This window comes from Nocardia salmonicida (assembly GCF_036142455.1).
In the GTDB taxonomy this organism is placed as follows: domain Bacteria; phylum Actinomycetota; class Actinomycetes; order Mycobacteriales; family Mycobacteriaceae; genus Nocardia; species Nocardia salmonicida.
Map to the genome: position 1 here is coordinate 5,265,229 of NZ_CP108014.1, position 18,868 is coordinate 5,284,096.

General features: G+C 69.6%; 1 protein-coding gene (cut by a window edge). It reads right to left on the bottom strand.

The window, feature by feature from the left end:
* Positions 1–18,724 carry the start of a non-ribosomal peptide synthase/polyketide synthase gene (locus OHS03_RS24700; RefSeq protein WP_328657392.1) on the bottom strand. It extends 25,049 nt beyond the left edge of the window, so the window shows 18,724 of its 43,773 coding nt (coding positions 1–18,724); the start codon lies at positions 18,722–18,724; its stop codon lies off the left edge, out of view.
* Positions 18,725–18,868: the final 144 nt, after the last annotated feature.

Here is an 18,868-nt window from a genome sequence, read left to right on the forward strand (position 1 = left end):
TCCAGCGCACCACGTCACCGGTGCGGTACATCCGCTCCCCCGGAACGAACGGGTCGGCGATGAACCGGTCGGCGGTGAGCCCGGCGCGGGCGTGGTACCCACGGGCCAGCTGGATGCCCGACAGATAGAGCTCACCCGCCACACCCACCGGAACGGGCTGGAGCTGGGCGTCCAGGATCAGCGAACGCATGCCGCGGGTGGGGCCACCGATGGTGACCAGCTCGCCCGGCGCCAGCGCGGCGCTGATGTTGGTCATGATCGTGGTCTCGGTGGGGCCGTAGCCGTTGTGGAAGGCACGAGTCGTGCCGTCCGCCAACGGAACCGCCCACTTCGACACCAGATCGGCGGGCACCGCTTCGCCACCGGCGACCAGGACGCGCAGCGAGTCGAGACCGCTGGGATCGAAGGTCGCCAGGGCGGCGGGGGTGATGAAGGCGTGGGTGACCCGCTCGGTGCGGATCAGCTCGGACAGCTCGTCGCCGCCGTAGACGCCCGGCGGGACCACGACCAGCGCGCCGCCACGGGCCAGCGCCAGCAGCAGTTCGAGGATCGAGGCGTCGAACGAGGGCGAGGCGAAATGCAGTGCGCGAGTGTCGGTGTCGAGGGCGTAGCGCTCGGCCTGCTCCCCGCCGAAGTTCGCCAGACCGGCATGGGTGACGACGACGCCCTTGGGCACGCCGGTGGAGCCGGAGGTGTAGATGACATAGGCGGGCTGCTCGGGGGTGGTCATCCGCACGAGTTCCGCGTCCGCGATCGGACCACCGTCGACGGTGGCCGGATCCAGCTCGTCGAGCACCAGCCAGCGCGCCGAATCCGGCAATCCGTCACGCACGGAGGCGACGGTGAGGCCGAGCGGCGAGCCGGAGTCGGTGACCATGTGCGCGATGCGGTCGGCCGGGTAGGTCGGGTCGACCGGCACGAAGGCAGCGCCGGTCTTGGCGACGGCCCACGCGGCCAGCACCGAATCGGCCGAGCGCGGAACCGCGACGGCCACGAGATCTTCGGCGCCGATGCCCTCGGCGATCAGCAAGCGCGCCAGCCGGTTCGAGCGTTCGTCGAGCTCGGCATAGGAAACGCTGACCCCCTGGAACACCACGGCGGGGCCGGTCGGGTTCTGGGCGACAGCCTCGGTCAGGAGGTTGCGCAGGGTGCGGGCGGGTACCGGCGGCTGACCGACGCGGAACACCAGATCGGACCGCTCGGCGGCATCGAGGACATCGATCGCCCCGACCGTGATCGCGGCATCGGCGGCGACGGCCTCGAGTACGCGCTGCCAGCGCACCGCGATCGCGGCGACGGTGTTCTCGTCGAACAGTTCGGTGGCGTAGTTCAGTGCCAGCGCCATCCCGCCGCTGCCGGGTTCGCCCAGTTCGGACAGGGTGAACTGCAGGTCGAAGCGGGCAACGCTCTCGTCGAGATCGAGCGCCGAGACAGCGAGCCCCGGCAGTTCCAGGGTGGTGCGATCCAGGTTCTGGAAGGCCAGCATCACCTGGAACAGCGGGTTGCGCGACTGCGAGCGCTCCGGCGCGAGCAGTTCGACCAGGCGCTCGAACGGGACGTCGGCATTGCCGTAGGCGTCGAGGTCGGCCTTGCGTGCGCGTTCCAGCAGATCGGTGAACGATTCCGCCGGGCTGACGCCGGCGCGCAGGACGAGGGTGTTGACGAACATGCCGACCAGGTCGTCGAGGGCCTGCTCGCCACGGCCCGCGATGGGGGTGCCGATGGCGATGTCGTCGGAGCCGGACAGCCGGGCCAGCAGCACCGCGAGGGCGGTGTGCATGACCATGAACAGCGACGCGCCTTGACGACGAGCGACCTCGTCGAGCTTCGCGATCAGCTCGGGCGAGAGCTCACGGTGCACGGTGGCGCCGTGGTGCGAGGCGATCGCCGGGCGGGCGCGGTCGAAGGGCAGGGTCAGTTCGTCGGGGACGCCGGCGAGCTGGGTCTGCCAGTAGCCGACCTGGCGCGACATCAGCGATTCGGCGTCGTCCTCGGTGCCGAGCACGGCGCGCTGCCAGATCGCGAAATCGGCGTATTGCACCGGCAGCGGCGCCCAGCCGGGGGCAGTGCCCTGGGCGCGGGCGGTGTAGGCGCGCATCACGTCGCGGGTCAGCGGCGCGATGGAGAAACCGTCGGCGGCGATGTGGTGCACGACCACGACCAACACGTGCTCGACGGGGGCGCTGTCGGCCGATCCGGCGACGCGGAACAACCGTGCGCGCATCGGAACCTGTTCGGCCACATCGAAACCGGTGGACACGAACTCGGTGACCGTCTCGAACAGCTCGTCGCGATCGATCGCGACGGGACGCAGATCCAGCGAGATACGTTCCGCGGCAACGATCTGCTGCACCGGGGTGCCACCGTGCTCGGGGTAGCGGGTACGCAGCGATTCGTGCCTGCGGACCAGGTCGGCGAGCGCGAGCGCCAGTGCCTCGGTGTCGAGTTCGCCGGTGAGACGGATCGCCACGGGCAGGTTGTAGGCGGCCGAGGTGGTGTCGTACTTGTTGAGGAACCACATGCGCTGCTGGGCGAACGACAGCGGAACCAATTCGCCTTCGGCACGCTCGCGGGCGACCAGCGCCGCGCGGGCGGTGCCGCCGGTGTGCGATTCCACCCGTGCGGCAAGAGCTTCCACGGTGGAGGCTTCGAACAGGGCACGCACCGGCACCGTGGCGCCGAGCGCCGCGCCGATGCGGGCCACGACGCGGGTGGCGATCAGCGAGTTGCCGCCGAGGCCGAAGAAGTCGTCGTCGACACCGACCCGGTCCAGGCCGAGGACATCGGCGAAGACCGCGGCCACGGTTTCCTGCACAGGTGTGACGGGTGCGCGGAAGGCCCGCGCCTGCACCGCGGGGGCGGGCAGCGCGCGGCGGTCCAGCTTGCCGTTGACGGTCAGCGGGATCCACTCGAGGCGCACGAGCGCCGCGGGAACCATGTAGGCGGGCAGCTGTTCGGCCGCACCGCTGCGAATGACCTCGAGGTCGGGTTCCAGGTCGCCCTCGGCGACCACGTAGGCGACGATCCGCTGGTCACCCGGCTGATCCTCGCGCACGATCACCGCGGCCTGCGCGATACCCGGCTGCGCGAGCACAGCGGCTTCGATCTCACCGAGCTCGATACGGAAACCGCGGACCTTCACCTGATCGTCGGCGCGGCCCAGGTATTCGAGTTCGCCGAAGCGGTTCCAGCGGGCGAGGTCGCCGGAGCGGTACAGACGCGAGCCGCCCTGATTCGGCCCTGCGAGGGGGTTGGCGACGAAGCGGGTGGCGGTCAGGTCGGGTCGACCCAGGTAGCCGCGCGCCAACTGCGGTCCGGCGACATACATTTCGCCCGCGACACCCACCGGCACGGGACGCAACCGGTTGTCGAGGACGTACACGCCGAGCCCGGCGATCGCCCGGCCGACGACCGAACCCGCCGCGGCGGCAATGGTTTTCGCATCCAGGGCACGGAACGACACGTGCACCGTGGTCTCGGTGATGCCGTACATGTTGACCAGCGTCGGCGAGCTGTCACCGTGGCGGGCGACCCAATCCGACAGACGACGCAGCTCGAGGGCCTCGCCACCGAACACGACGTAGCGCAGGGCGAGCGGCTCCAGGCCGGGTCCGGCGTTCCGGTCCGCCTCGGCCAGTTGGTAGAACGCCGACGGCGTCTGGTTGAGCACCGTCACCTGCTCCACGCGCAGCAGTTCCAGGAACTGCTCGGGCGAGCGCGAGGTGTAGTAGTCGACGACGATCAGCGAGCCACCGAACAGCAGCGGGCCCCACAGCTCCCACACCGAGAAGTCGAAGGCGTAGGAGTGGAACAGCGTCCACACATCGCGCGGGCCGAAGCCGAAGTCGCGGTCGGTGTTGGCGAACAGGCGCACCACATTGCGATGCGCGACCGCGACGCCCTTGGGGCGACCGGTCGAGCCGGAGGTGTAGATGACGTAGGCGACGTTGTCCGGCGAGAGCGGTGCCAGCCGGTCGGCGTCGGTGATCGTGGCGTCGTCGGCGTCTTCGATATTGCCGGTTTCCACGGCGAATCCGTCGAGCACCACCGAGGGCAGATGCTGCGGCACCGTCACCTGGACGGTGGAATCGAGGACCACGCTGGTGGGGCGCGAGTCTTCGAGCACGTAGGCGATGCGCTCAGCCGGGTACGTCGGGTCCACCGGCACGTAGCCCGCACCGGTCTTGACGACGGCCAGCAGCGCGACGACGAGATCGAGCGAACGCGGCAGGATCACCGCGACCAGCGATTCCGGGCCGACGCCGTCGTCGATCAACCTGCGCGCCAACACATTCGCGCGGCGATCGAGTTCGGCGTAGGTCAGCGACTCGACCCCGAACTTGGCGGCGATGCGGTCCGGGTAGGCGGCGGCCGCGGCGTCGAACAGGTCGACCAGGGTCGTGTGCTTGTTGCCGAACAGGCCGCGCCGGTAGCCCGCGGGAGTGCTGGCGTCGTGGATGACCGGCAGACCGATGGCATCGGCGCCGGAGGACACCCAGCGCTGGGCGACATCGCGCTGCTCGGCCTCGCCGAGCAGGTCGATATCGCCGACGATCACGTCGGGGTTCTCGGCGACGCTGCGCAGGATGCGCACCAGCCGGTCACCGAAGGCGGCGACGGTCTCGGGGTCGAACAGATCGGTGGCGTAGTTCCACGACAGCGCGAGGGAGCCGTCGGCGGCTTCGCCCACGGTGAGCTGCACATCGAACTTCGCTGTGCCCGGATCGAAATCGACGACATCGAGCTCGAGGCCCGGCAGTGCGATGGTGCCGGTGTCGGCGGCGGTGGCCGCCTCGAAGGTGAGCGCCACCTGGAACAGCGGGTGGTGCGCCTGCGAACGGGTGGGGCTGAGCACGTCGACGAGACGTTCGAACGGCACATCGGCATTGGCGAAGGCCGACAGGTCGACCTTGCGGATCTGATCCAGCAGGTCGCTGAAGCTCGCGCCGGAGTCGACCTCGCTGCGCAGCACCAGGGTGTTGACGAACATGCCGACCAGGTCGTCGAGCGTGCGCTCGCCACGACCGGCGATGGGAGTGCCGATGGCGATGTCGGTGCTGTTGGACAGGCGTGCGGCCCAGGTGGCCAGTGCCGCGTGCATCACCATGAACAGGGTGACCCCGCGGGCGCGGGCGATCTCGGTGAGCGCATGGTGCAGGTGCGCGTCGATCGAGAAGCGGTGCAGGTCACCGGCATTGGTGGCGATCTCGGGACGCGGACGGTCCGCGGGCAGTTCGAGCTGATCCGGCAGGTCGCGCAGCTGCTCGGTCCAGTAGGCGAGCTGGCTCGCGGCGACCGATTCGGGATCGGACTCCTCGCCGAGGACCTCACGCTGCCACAGGGTGTAGTCGGCGTACTGGACTTCCAGCGGCGACCAGGCGGGGATCTCGCCCCGGGTGCGCTCGGTGTAGGCCACGACGACATCGCGCAGCAGCGGCCGCAGCGAGAAGCCGTCACCGCTGATGTGGTGCATCACCAATACGGCCACGTGATTACGGTCGTCGACCCGCAGCAGGCTCGCGCGGAAGGGGACCTCGCGGGTCACGTCGAAGTGGACGCTCGCCAACTCGACCACACGCGCGACCACGTCGCTCGCGGCGACCGGCTGGGCGGGCAGCGCGAAACGGACCTCGTCGGCGGGCAGGACCTGCTGGTAGCCGGCGCCTTCGTCGACCGGGCCCGTGGCGACGTCGGATGCCGGGTAGAAGGTGCGCAGTGATTCGTGCCGGGCCACCACATCGGCGACGGCCGCTTCGAGCGCGGCGACGTCGAGGTCACCGGTGAGGCGGATCGCGACGGGGATGTTGTTGACCGCGGTGCGGTTGTCGAAGCGGTTGAGGAACCACATCCGCTGCTGGGCCTGCGACAGCGGCACCAACTCGGGACGCGGGCGCGGGACGAGCGGGATCCGGCCGCCACGACCGGTGTGCGTTTCCACGCGAGCCGCCAGCGCCGCGACGGTCGAGGCCTCGAACAGCGCGCGCAGCGGCACCTGGGTGTCGAGCGCCTCGGACAGCCGCGCCGCGGCCCTGGTGGCGACCAGCGAGTTGCCGCCGAGTTCGAAGAAGTCGTCGTCGAGGCCGACCTGACCGGCGCCGAGCACTTCGGCGAACGTGGCGGCGACGATCTGCTGCACCGGGGTGACCGGCGCCTGGAACGTGCGGGCGGCGAAGACCGGCGCGGGCAGCGCCTTGCGGTCGAGCTTGCCGGAAGCGTTGAGCGGGAACGCGTTCAGCACCACGTACGCGGCGGGCACCATGTAGGCGGGCAGCTCGGTGCCGAGCGCGTCCTTGACCGCGTCGGTATCGATGGTGGCGCCGGTCTCCGGGATGACGTAGGCCACCAGCTGATCGCCGGTGTGCTCGTCGGCGCGGACCACGACCACCGACTGGGCGATCTCCGGCAGCGCGGTGAGCGCCGACTCGATCTCGCCCAGTTCGATGCGCAGACCACGCAGCTTCACCTGGAAATCGGTGCGGCCCAGGTACTCCAGCTCGCCGTCGGCGGTCCAGGTGACGAGGTCGCCGGTGCGGTACATGCGCTCGCCGCCCGCGAACGGGTCGGCGACGAAGCGGTCCATCGTCAGGTCGGCGCGACCGACGTACCCGTGGGCCAGCTGCACGCCCGCGAGGTAGAGCTCACCCGCGACACCCACCGGAACCGGTCGCAGTCGCGAATCCAGCACGTACAGACGGGTGTTGAACACCGGGGCGCCGATCGGCACCGTCTCGGTGTCGGCGTCGGTGACCTCGTGATAGGTCACGTCGACCGCGGCTTCGGTCGGACCGTAGAGGTTGTGCAGTGCGGCGCCGGTCAATTCGCGCAGGCGCTGCGCGGTCGGCGCGGGCAGACCCTCACCGGAGGCGAACACATTGCGCAGCGAGACACACTCGGCGGCCAGCGGTTCGGTGACGAACACCGCCATCATCGACGGCACGAAGTGCACCGTGGTGACCTGTTCGGCCCCGATCAGACGGGCCAGGTAGGCCGGGTCGCGATGTCCGTCCGGCTTGGCGACGACCAGGCGCGCGCCGACCTGCAAGGGCCAGAAGAACTCCCACACCGACACGTCGAAGGTGGCGGGGGTCTTCTGCAGCACCACGTCGTCGGCGGCGAGGCCGTAGGCGGCGTGCATCCACACCAGGCGGTTGACGATCGCCGCGTGACTGACCGCGACGCCCTTCGGACGACCGGTCGAGCCGGAGGTGAAGATGACGTAGGCGGTATTGTCCGAGCGCAGCGGGCGGTGCCGGTCGGCATCGGTGACCGGCGCGGTGGAGTGACCGGACAGGTCGAGCTGGTCGATGCGCACCTCGCGACCGGCGGCAGCGGGCAGGCTCTCCCCGGAGGTCAGCACGCAGACCGGCTGCGCGGTCTCGAGGATGTGCTCGATGCGCTCGGTCGGGTGATCGGGGTCGAGCGGCACATACGCGCCACCGGCGGCGGACACGGCGTACATGCCGACCAGCAGGTCGATCGAGCGCCGCATGCCGAGTGCCACATACGATTCCGGGCCGACACCGGCGTCCTTGAGCCAGCGCGCCAGCTGACGCACCCGCCCGGCGAACTCGGCGTAGGACAGACTCGTCCCCTCGAACGTGAGCGCGATCGCGTCGGGGGTCCGCGCGACCTGGGCCTCGAACAGGGCGTGGAGAGTGGCCGGTTCGTCGTCGCTCGGCGTGCTCAGCGCGGCGTCGACGGCGAATTCGGTGTCATTCCAGCGATCGAGCACCAGGGCGCGCTCGGCGGAGTCGAGCAGTTCGATGTCACCGACGGGGACCGAGGGGTCGACCACTACGGCGGTGAGCACGCGCAGCAGTCGGGCGCCGAAGGTCGCGGCGAAGCCCGCGTCGAAAAGGTCTGTCGCGTAGACGAGTTCGGCGTCCATGTGGCTGTCGTCGTCGGCCGGGACCTCGCTGAGCGCGAGCTGCAGATCGAACTTGGCCATGTGCTGGTCGATGCCCAGCTCGGAGACCGTGAGGCCGGGCAGTTCCAGGGTGGTGCGGCCCAGGTTCTGGAACGAGAGCATCACCTGGAACAACGGGTGCCGCGACTGCGACCGCGTCGGGTTGAGCACCTCGACGAGGCGCTCGAACGGTACGTCGGCGTGCGCGAAAGCGGCCAGGTCGTCTCCACGGACCTGAGCGAGCAGCTCGGTGAAGCTCGCGCCCGGGTCGACCTGCGCACGCAACACCAGGGTGTTGACGAACATGCCGACCAGATCGTCGAGCGCCTGCTGACCACGGCCCGCGACCGGCGTGCCGATGGCGATGTCGGAGGTGCCCGACAGCCGCGCCAGCAGGACGGCGAACGCGCTGTGCACCACCATGAACAGGGTGGTGCTGTGCTCGTGGGCGACCCGGTTCAGTGCCTCGACGAGCTCGCCCGGCACTTCGAAGCGGTGCGTACCCGCCTGGTAGCTGGCCTGCGCGGGCCGCGACTTGTGGCCGAGGCGCAGTTCGTCGGGCAGGTCGGCCAGCGCACCGCGCCAGTGCTCGAGCTGCTCGGAGATCAGCGAGGTGGGATCGGTTTCGTCACCGAGGACTTCGCGCTGCCAGAGCGCGTAGTCGATGTACTGCACGGCCAGCGGCGGCCAGCCGGGTTCGGTGCTCGCGGTGCGGGCGACGTAGGCGGTCATCAGGTCGCGCACCAGCGGGCGCAGCGAGAAACCGTCGGCGGCGATGTGATGGACCACCATCACCAGCACGTGCTCGCGTTCGCCGAGCTCGTAGACCCGAAGGCGCACCGGCGCGTTCGCGGTGACATCGAAACCGCGGCGGGCGAACTCGTAGAGCGAGATCGCCATATCGGTCTCGTCGGCCTCGATCAGCTCGACGTCGGGGATGGAGCCCGCGGCGGCGAGGACCTTCTGGTACGCGGTGCCTTCCGCCATGGTGGCGCGCCCCGACTCGGGGGCCACGTACACGGGGTAGACCGTGCGCAGGGTCTCGTGGCGGGCGATCACGTCGGCGACCGCGCCGCGCAGGGCGGGCAGGTCGAGCAGGCCCTGCAGGCGGACCGCCACCGGGATGTTGTAGGTGCCGGTGTCGGCGACGTCGAAGCGGTTGAGGAACCACATGCGCTGCTGCGCGAGCGACAGCGGCGGGTGCTCGGGACGCGGACGGGCGGTGAGCTCGGCGCGCAGACCCGAACCCGCGTGCGATTCCACGCGCGCGGCCAACGCGCCGACGGTGGGCGCCTCGAACAGCGTGCGGACGCCGACCTCGGCGTTGAGCGCCTTGCTCAGGCGGGCCGCGACCTGGGTGGCCACCAGGGAGTTGCCGCCGAGGGCGAAGAAGTCGTCGTCCACGCCGACGCGCTCGGCGCCGAGCAGGTCGGCGAAGATCTCGGCGACGATCTCCTCGATCGGGGTCGAGGGCGCGCGGAACACCTTCGCCTCGAACACGGGCGCGGGCAACGCTTTACGGTCGAGCTTGCCGGAGGCGTTGAGCGGGAAGGCATCGAGCACGACCAAGGCCGAGGGCACCATGTAGGTGGGCAGCTCGGCGGTGACGCCCGCCTTCACGGTGGCCACGTCGACGGTCGTTCCCGCCTCGGGCACCAGGTAACCGACGAGCTGGTCACCGGCGTGCGCGTCGGAGCGCACGACCACGACCGACTGCGCCACGCCCGGCTGGGCCAGCAGGGTCGCCTCGATCTCGCCGAGTTCGATGCGCAGACCACGCAGCTTCACCTGGAAGTCGGTGCGGCCCAGGTAGTTCAGCTCGCCGTAGGAGAGCCCGTCGCCGGCGGACACCGCGGTCCAGGTGACGAGGTCGCCGGTGCGGTACATCCGCGAGCCTGCCGCGCCGTACGGGTTGGCGACGAAGCGGTCAGCGGTCAGGTCGGCCCGGTTGAGATAACCCACGGCCAGCTGATCGCCCGCGAGATAGAGCTCACCCGCGACACCGGGGGCCACGGGGTGCAGCCGCGAATCCAGCACGAATACCCTGGTGTTCCATACCGGGCGGCCGATCGGCACCGACTCCACATCGGTGTCGACGACCTCGTGGTAGGTGACATCGACCGCGGCCTCGGTGGGGCCGTACAGGTTGTGCAGGCGGGCGCCGGTGAGCTCGCGCAGCCGCTGCGCGGTGGGCGCGGGCAGCGCCTCACCGGAGGCGAACACCTGACGCAGGCGCACCGCGTCACCGTTGCCGTTGCTGCCGAGGGTCGAGACGAACACCGACAGCATCGAGGGCACGAAGTGCGCGGTGGTGATGTGGCGCTCGGCGATGATCTGGGCAAGGTACACCGGGTCGCGGTGGCCGTCGGGCTTGGCGACGACCAGGCGGGCGCCGGTCTGTAAGGGCCAGAAGAACTCCCACACCGACACGTCGAAGGTGGCCGGGGTCTTCTGCAGGACGGCGTCGGCGGCGTCGATCGGGTACTCGTGCTGCATCCACAGCAGCCGGTTGACGATCGCCGCGTGGTCGACCGCGACGCCCTTGGGGCGACCGGTCGAGCCGGAGGTGAAGATCACGTAGGCGGTGTTGGTGGCCCGAAGCGGCTGCACGCGTTCGGCATCGGTGATCGGGGCGCCGCTGAAATCGGCGGGCGAGAAGATGTTCTCGACCACGTGCACGGTGACGCCGTCGGCCTCGAACGAGTCGCGACGGCTGGTGAGCACCAGTCGCGGCCGCGCGGTCTCGATGATGTGGCCGATGCGGTCGGCGGGCTGATCGGGATCGAGCGGCACGTAGGCGGCGCCGGTCTGCAGCACCGCGTACATGGCGACGACCAGCTCGGTGGAGCGCCGGATCGCCAGTGCCACATGGTCACCGGGGCCGACGCCGTCGGCGATCAGGCGGCGCGCGATGCGGTTGGCCCGCTCCTGGAGCTCGCGGTAGGACAGTTCTTCCTGCTCGAAGACCAGGGCGACGGCGTCCGGGGTCCGCTCGACCTGCGCGTCGAACAGCGACACCAGCGTGCCCTGCGGGACCGCGTGCGCGGTGTCGTTCCAGTCGACGAGAACCTGCGCGTGCTCCTCGGGCGCGAGCAGATCGATGTCGCCGACGAACACCTCGGGATCGGCGACGATCGCGGCGAAGATGTTGTCGAGCCTGCGCGCGAACGCGGCGATCGTCGATTCCTCGAAAAGATCGAGCGCGTAGGAGAACTCGGCCGCCATGCCGCCGGCTTCGCCGTCGGAGTCCTGCACCTCGGTGAGCGTGAGCTGCAGGTCGAACTTGGCCAGCTGTGGGTCGTAATCGATGCCGCTGACCGCGAGGCCGGGCAGCTGGAGCGAGGCCTGCTTGTTGTTCTGGAACGACAGCATCACCTGGAACAGCGGGTGGCGCGCCTGCGAACGGGCCGGGTTGAGCACCTCGACGAGCCGCTCGAACGGCACGTCGGCGTGCGCGAAGGCCTGCAGGTCGGTCTCGCGGGCCTGGTCGAGCAGGGTCGCGAACGGGGTGGCGCCCTCGACCTGCGAGCGCAGCACCAGGGTGTTGACGAACATGCCGACCAGGTCGTCGAGGGCCTGATCACCACGGCCCGCGACGGGGGTGCCGATCGCGATATCGCTGGTGCCGCTGGCGCGGGCGAGCAGCACGGCCAGCGCGCTGTGCATGACCATGAACAGCGAGGCGTTGTAGCGGCGGCCCAATTCGACCAGGGCGCGCTGGGTTTCGCTCGCGATCACGAAGCTGTACGTGCCACCGCGGTAGGAGGCGGCGGGCGGGCGCGGATGATCGGCCGGGAGGACCAGCTCGTCGGGTAGGTCGGCGAGTTCCTTCGCCCAGTAGGCGATCTCGGAGGAGATCAGCGACTGCGGATCGTCCTCGGAACCGAGCACCTCACGCTGCCAGAGCGCGTAATCGGCGTACTGGACCGGCAATTCGGCCCAGGTCGGTGCTTCCCACGAGGTGCGGGCCGCGTACGCCATGATCACATCGCGCGAGAGCGGCGCCATCGACCAACCGTCGGCGGAGATGTGGTGCACCACCATGCCGAGCACGTACTCGGACTCGGACACCTCGAAAAGCCGTGCGTGCAGCGGCACTTCGCTGGTCACGTCGAACGCCATCGACGCCAGGTCGATCAGGTGATCGATGAGGTTGTCCTCGGTGACCCGGTACGGGGTGAGGTCGGGGACGATCTGCGCGGCGTCCAGGACCACCTGCACGGGGCCGGTGCCGGAGTCGGGGAACACGGTGCGCAGCGACTCGTGCCGGTCGATGACGTCGATGACCGCGACCTGCAGTGCGGCTACGTCGAGATCACCGGAGAGCCGGATCGCGACGGGGATGTTGTTGACCGCCGAGGCGGTGTCGAAGCGGTTGAGGAACCACATGCGCTGCTGTGCCAGCGACAGCGGCACCCGGTCGGGGCGCTCGCGGGCGACCAGCGCCTTGCGCGCGCCGTCACCGGCCTGGGACTCCACCCGGGCGGCCAGCGCCGCCACCGTGGGCGCCTCGAACAGCATGCGGACCGGGACACGGGTGTCGAGGGCGATACCGATACGGGAGGCGACCTGGGTGGCGATCAGCGAGTTGCCGCCCAGCTCGAAGAAGTCGTCCTCGACGCCGACGCGGCCCAGTTCGAGCACGTCGGCGAAGATCTGCGCGACGATCTGCTCGATCGGGGTGGTCGGGGCACGGAACTCGCGCACCTCGAACACCGGCGCGGGCAGCGCGCGACGGTCGAGCTTGCCGTTGACCGTCAGCGGGATCGCGGCGAGCACCATGATCGACGAGGGCACCATGTACGCGGGCAGGCGCTGCGCGACGTGGTCGGTCAGTTCGGCGATCTCGATCGACGTGCCGGGCACCGCGACGACATAGGACACCAGTGAGGTGCTGCCGCCCTTGTTCTTGTGGCCGATGCTGACCGCGAAATCGACGGTCTCGTGCGAGGCGAGCGCGGAGTCGATCTCGCCCAGTTCGATACGGAAACCGCGGACCTTCACCTGGAAGTCGGAGCGGCCGACGTATTCCACATTGCGATCGGCGGTCCAGCGCACCACGTCACCGGTGCGGTACATCCGCGCGCCGGGGGCGTAGGGATTGGCGACGAATCGGTCGGCGGTCAGCGAGGCGCGCGCGTGGTAGCCACGGGCCATACCGACGCCGCCGATGTAGAGCTCACCCGCGACGCCCACCGGCACGGGGCGAAGGCGGTCGTCGAGGATCAGAGTGTGCACGCCGCGGATGGGTCCGCCGATGACGACCCGCTCCCCCGGGATCAGCCCTTCGCTGAGGTTGGACGCGATGGTGGTCTCGGTGGGGCCGTAGACGTTGCCCAGCATGCGGCGCGAACCGTCGGGCAGGCGCACCGCCCACTTGGCGACCAGTTCCGGCGGCACCGCTTCGCCACCGGCGGCGAGCACCCGCAGGTGATCGAGGCCGCGCGCGTCGAAGGTGGCCAGCGCGGCGGGGGTCACGAAGGCGTGGGTGACCTGTTCGGTGATGAGGATGTCGCGCAGTTCCTCACCGCCGTAGACGCCCGGCGGGACGACGACGAGGGTGCCGCCGCGACCGATCGCGAGCAGCAGTTCCAGCACCGAGGCGTCGAACGAGGGCGAGGCGAAATGCAGTGCGCGCGTGTTCGAGTCGAGCGAGTAGAGGTCGATCTGCTCGGCGCAGAAGTTGGCGACGCTGGCATGGGTCACCACGACGCCCTTGGGCACACCGGTGGAGCCGGAGGTGTAGATCAGGTACGCGGGCTGCGCGGGATCGGTCGGGCGGACCAGTTCGCGCGGGGCCAGCGGGGCGTCGGAGATGTAGTCGAGGTCGAGGTCGTCGACCACCAGCCAGCTCACCGAATCGGGCAGCTCGCCTGCTTCCCCGGTGACCGTGATACCCACGGACACACCGGCATCGGCGATCATGTGGGCGATGCGATCGGCCGGGTAGTTCGGGTCGACGGGCACGAACGCGGCGCCGGTCTTGGCGACCGACCACACCGCCAGCACCGACTCCAGCGAACGCGGCACGGCCACGGCCACGAAGTCCTCGGCGCCGAGACCCTGCTGGATCAGCAAGCGCGCCAACTGGTTCGAGCGCCGATCGAGTTCGCCGTAGGAGACAGCTGTCCCCTCGAACACCACGGCGGTCGATTCGGTGTCGCGGGCCGCCTGGGCGATGAGCTGCGGCAGGGTGCGCGCCACCGCGGCGGTGGCGCCGAAGCGAGTGACCAGGTCGGTGCGTTCGGCGGCGTCGAGCACATCGATCGCGCCGACGGTGACGGCCGGGTCGGCCAGGATCGCGTCGAGCACGCGGCGCCAGCGCAGCAGCAGCTCTTCGACGGTCGACTGGTCGAACAGGTCGATGGCGTAGGTGAGCACGCCGGTCATGCCCGACAGCGAGCCGGTGCCGGTGTGTTCCTCGGTCAGCGTCCACTGCAGGTCGAACTTGGCCATGTCGACCTCGACCTCGTCGGCCGTGACCGTGAGACCGGGCAGCTCGAGGGTGCCGTGCGACATCTCCTGGAACGACAGCACCACCTGGAACAGCGGGTGCCGTGCCTGCGAGCGCGACGGGTTGAGCACGTCGACGAGCCGCTCGAACGGCACGTCGGCGTTGGCGAACGCGCTCAGGTCGGTTTCGCGCGTACGGGCGAGGAATTCGGTGAACGGCTGGGTGGGGTCGACGTCGGAACGCAACACCAGGGTGTTGACGAACATGCCGATCAGGTCGTCCAGCGCCTGCTCACCACGGCCGGCGATCGGGGTGCCGACGGCGATGTCGGTGGTGCCCGACAAACGCGCGAGCAGCACCGCCAGGGAGGCGTGCACCACCATGAACAGGGTGACGCCGTTGGCGCGGGCCACGGCGGCGAGCTGTTCGTGGGTGTCGGCGTCGATCTCGAATCCGACGCGCGCGCCACGGAAGCTCTGCTGCTGTGGGCGCGGGCGGTCGCTGGGCAGGTCGAGCTGGTCGGGCAGGCCCTCGAGCGCGCGCTGCCAGTAGTCGAGCTGACGCGCGGCCATCGAGGTCGGGTCGGACTCGGCGCCGAGCAGATCGTGCTGCCACTGGGTGTAGTCGCGGTACTGGACCGGCAGCGGCAGCCAGGCCGGGGCCTCACCCGCGGCACGGGCCAGGTAGGCGGTGGCGACGTCGCGGGCCAGCGGGCCGAAGGAGAAGCCGTCGGCCGCGATGTGGTGGACGACGAAGGCCACCGCGTATTCCGGTGTGCCGTTGGTCGTTCCGCCGACCACCTTGAAGATCTGCACGCGGATGGGCAGTTCCAGGGTGACGTCGAAGCCGGTGGAGGCGAAGTCGATCAGTTCCTCGCGCAGGCGCGACTGGTCGATCGGGGTCACCGCGATGCCGAGATCGAATTCGTCGGCGCCGAGCACCTGCTGGAAGCCGCCGTCGGCGTCGGGGAAGATCGTGCGCAGCGATTCCTGGCGCACCACAACATCATTGAGCGCGGCGATCAGGGCGTCGACATCGACGCGGCCCTTCATCTGCACCACGAAGGGCAGGTTGTAGGTGGGCGCGGTGGGGTCGAACTGGTTGATGAACCACATCCGCTGCTGGGCCAGCGACAGCGGGACCTGCTCGGGATGGGGCTGCGCGACCAGCGGCGGACGCGCGGCGGAAACATCGGCGGGCGTAGCGGATTCGGCCCGCGAGGCGAGACCGGCCACGGTCGGGGTCTCGAACAGCGCGCGCACACCGAGCTGGATGCCGAACGCGGCGCCGACGCGGGCGACGACCTGGGTGGCGACCAGCGAGTTGCCGCCGAGTTCGAAGAAGTTGTCGTCGGCACCGACCCGAACCTGGCTCAGCACGTCGGCGAAGATACCGGCCACGATCTGTTCGGCCGGGGTGCGCGGTGCGCGGAAATCGCCTGCGGCGGCGGTGAAGACGGGCTCTGGCAGGGCCTTGCGGTCGAGCTTGCCCGAGGTGTTGAGCGGGAACGCGTCGAGCACCATGATCGACGCGGGCACCATGTAGGCGGGCAGCTTCTCGGACACGAAGCGGGTCAGCGTCGCCGGGTCGGCGGACTGACCCGGCGCGGGCACGATGTAGGCCACGAGCTGCTGGCCGGTCGCGGTGTCGACCACGAGGACCGCGGCCTGGCTGACGCTCGGGTGCGCGAGCAGGTCCGTTTCGATCTCACCGAGCTCGATGCGCTGACCACGGAACTTCACCTGGAAGTCGGTGCGGCCGATGTATTCCAGCACGCCGTCGGCGTTCCAGCGCACCAGGTCACCGGTGCGGTACATGCGCTCGCCGGGGGCGCCGACGGGGTTGGCGACGAAGCGATCCGAGGTCAGGTCGGGGCGGCCGCGGTAGCAGCGGGCCAGCTGACGACCGGCCAGATACAGCTCACCCGGCGCGCCGATCGCGGCCGGTCGCAGCCGCGAATCCAGTACGTAGACTTCGACATTCCACTCGGGGATACCGATCGGCACCTGGGTGGTGTCGGCTTCGGTGGCCTCCCAGTAGGTGACCGAGACCGCTGCCTCGGTGGGGCCGTAGAGGTTGTGCAGGCCAGCGTCGGAGATCGCGCGCAGACCCGCTGCGGTCTCGGGCGGCAGTGCTTCACCGATGACGAAAACCGCACGCAGCGTGGCACATTGGGCCTGCGTCGCGTGGGAGACGAACACCGTGAGCATGGACGGGACGAAGTCCGTCACGGTGACGCCGTGGCGTTCGATCATGTCCGCGACGTAGAGCGGGTCGCGGTGGCCGTCGGGGCTCGCGATGACCAGTTTCGCGCCGACCATCAGCGGCAGGAAGTAGCCCCACAGCGACACGTCGAAGGTGGTGGCGGTCTTCTGCAGGTAGACGTCGTCGGCGGTCAACCGGTACTCGTCGAGCATCCACAGCTCTTGGTTGACGATCGCGTGGTGGGTGACCGCGACGCCCTTGGGGCGACCGGTGGAACCCGAGGTGTAGATGACGTAGGCCGTGTTGTCCGGGCGCAGCGGGGACAGGCGGTCGGCATCGGTGACAGGTGTGGCGTCGAAACCGGTCGTGTCGAGTCGATCGATCTCGACGCGGGCGACGGTGTCGGGCAGGTCGAGGTCGTCGCCGGTGGTCGTCAGGACGCAGACCGGTGCCGCGGACTCGAGGATGTAGGCGGTGCGGTCGGCCGGATGATCCGGGTCGATCGGCACGTACGCGCCACCGGCCCGCAGCACGGCGTGCATGCCGATGACCAGGTCGAGCGAACGGCGCATACCGAGCGCGACGAGGGATTCCGGGCCGACGCCGTCGGCGATCAGGAAGCGGGCCAGCCGGTTCACCTTCGCGGCGAACTCGGCGTAGGTGAGGGTCTCACCTACGAAGTCGAGGGCGATGTTGTCCGGGGTCAGCGGGATCTGCGCGTCGAGCAGCGCGGGCAGCGTGGTGGCGGGGACCTCGTGGGCCGCGTCGTTCCACTCGGTGAGCGAGCGTTCCAGCTCCGCGGTGCCGGTGACCGGCAGCTTCCAGACCGCGAGGTCGGCGTCGGCGGCCAGGAACCGGTCGAAGAACTCGAGGAACCGGCCGTGATGGGTCTGCGCGTCGGCGGCCGAGTACAGGTTCGGGTTGGTCTCGAAGTCGATGTGGGAGCGGGTGCCGCCGTGCGACTGATAGAAGTTGACGCCCAGGTCCTCGATGCTGCCCGTGGACAGCACGTTGAGCGTGCCCTCCATGCCACCGAAGCTCAGGTGGTTGTCGAACAGCATGATGTTGACCCACGGGCCGAAGAACTCCGTGGAGACCACACCGTCGCCCGCCGAATCACGGCGGATGTCCTCGTGGCGGTAGCGCTGGTGGCGCAGGGCGCCGGAGACCTCGGTGGTCACCGAACGCAGCAGCTGCGCGACGGTGGTGTCGTGGCCCACACGCAGGCGCAGCGGGACGATGTTGGAGGTAACGCCGCCGGAGCGACGCATCACCGCGGTGGTGCGAGCGGTGACCGGGAGACTGAGGATCACGTCCTCGGTGCCGGTGATCTGGGCCAGATACGCCGCGAAACCCGCGATCAGCAGCGGTGCGGCGGTGCTGTCGTGGCGGGCGATCGCCGCGGTGAGCAGCTCGTCCTGGGCCGTGCTCAGCGCCGCGCTGGTGACGTCGTTGACCGGCGAGGGCGGGGCCGAGCGGCCGGTGAGGCTGCTGCCCTCTTCCAGACCCGCTACGCGCTGGGCCCAGTGTTGTTTGTCGGACTGGAAACGGGTGCTGTCGCGGTAGACGAGCTCGGACTCGTAGAGCGCGCGCAGGTCGGTGGCCTTGTTCGGCGGGGCCGGGGTGCCGGTCACCTCGGCGGTATAGAGCTCCGCCGTGCGGTTGACGAAGTTGTTGGCGCCGAAACCGTCGAGCACGATGTGGTGGACGCGGGCATACCAGTACCAGCGATCATCGCTGAGCTGCAGCGCGGCGGCCTGGACGAGGCGGTCTTCGACGATGTCGAGCGGGCGGCTGTACTCGGCGCGCATCCACGCGGCGGCGGCCGCTTCGGGGTCGGACTCGCCACGCAGATCGACATAGATCAGCGTCGCGTCCTGGGTGGGGTCGATGGTCTGCATCGGCTCACCGTCGACCTCGACGATGCGCAACCAGCCCGATTCGAGGTCGGTGGCCGCGTCGGCGCTCGCACGCTCGAGCACGGCGACATCGAGGCGTCCGCGCAGGTCGACGTACTGGGCGATATTGATCGGCACCTGTGGGTCGACGTGCTGCGCGTACCAGATACCCAGCTGTGCGGGCGAGAGCGGGAAGTACTCCGAGGAGCCTCCACGTCCGTCACCAGTTTCGCCGTTTCCGCCGAAATCCAGCCGGTCCAACCCAAACCTCGCTTCCGGAACACCCAATCAGGCGCTCCCCGACGACACCGGAACGCGAGCGCCCACCTAACTACCAGCGTGGCGCCCGCGTCTCGGGTTCAGTTCTCGAATCAATCAGGCAAAATGTCCATTGGCACTATCTGT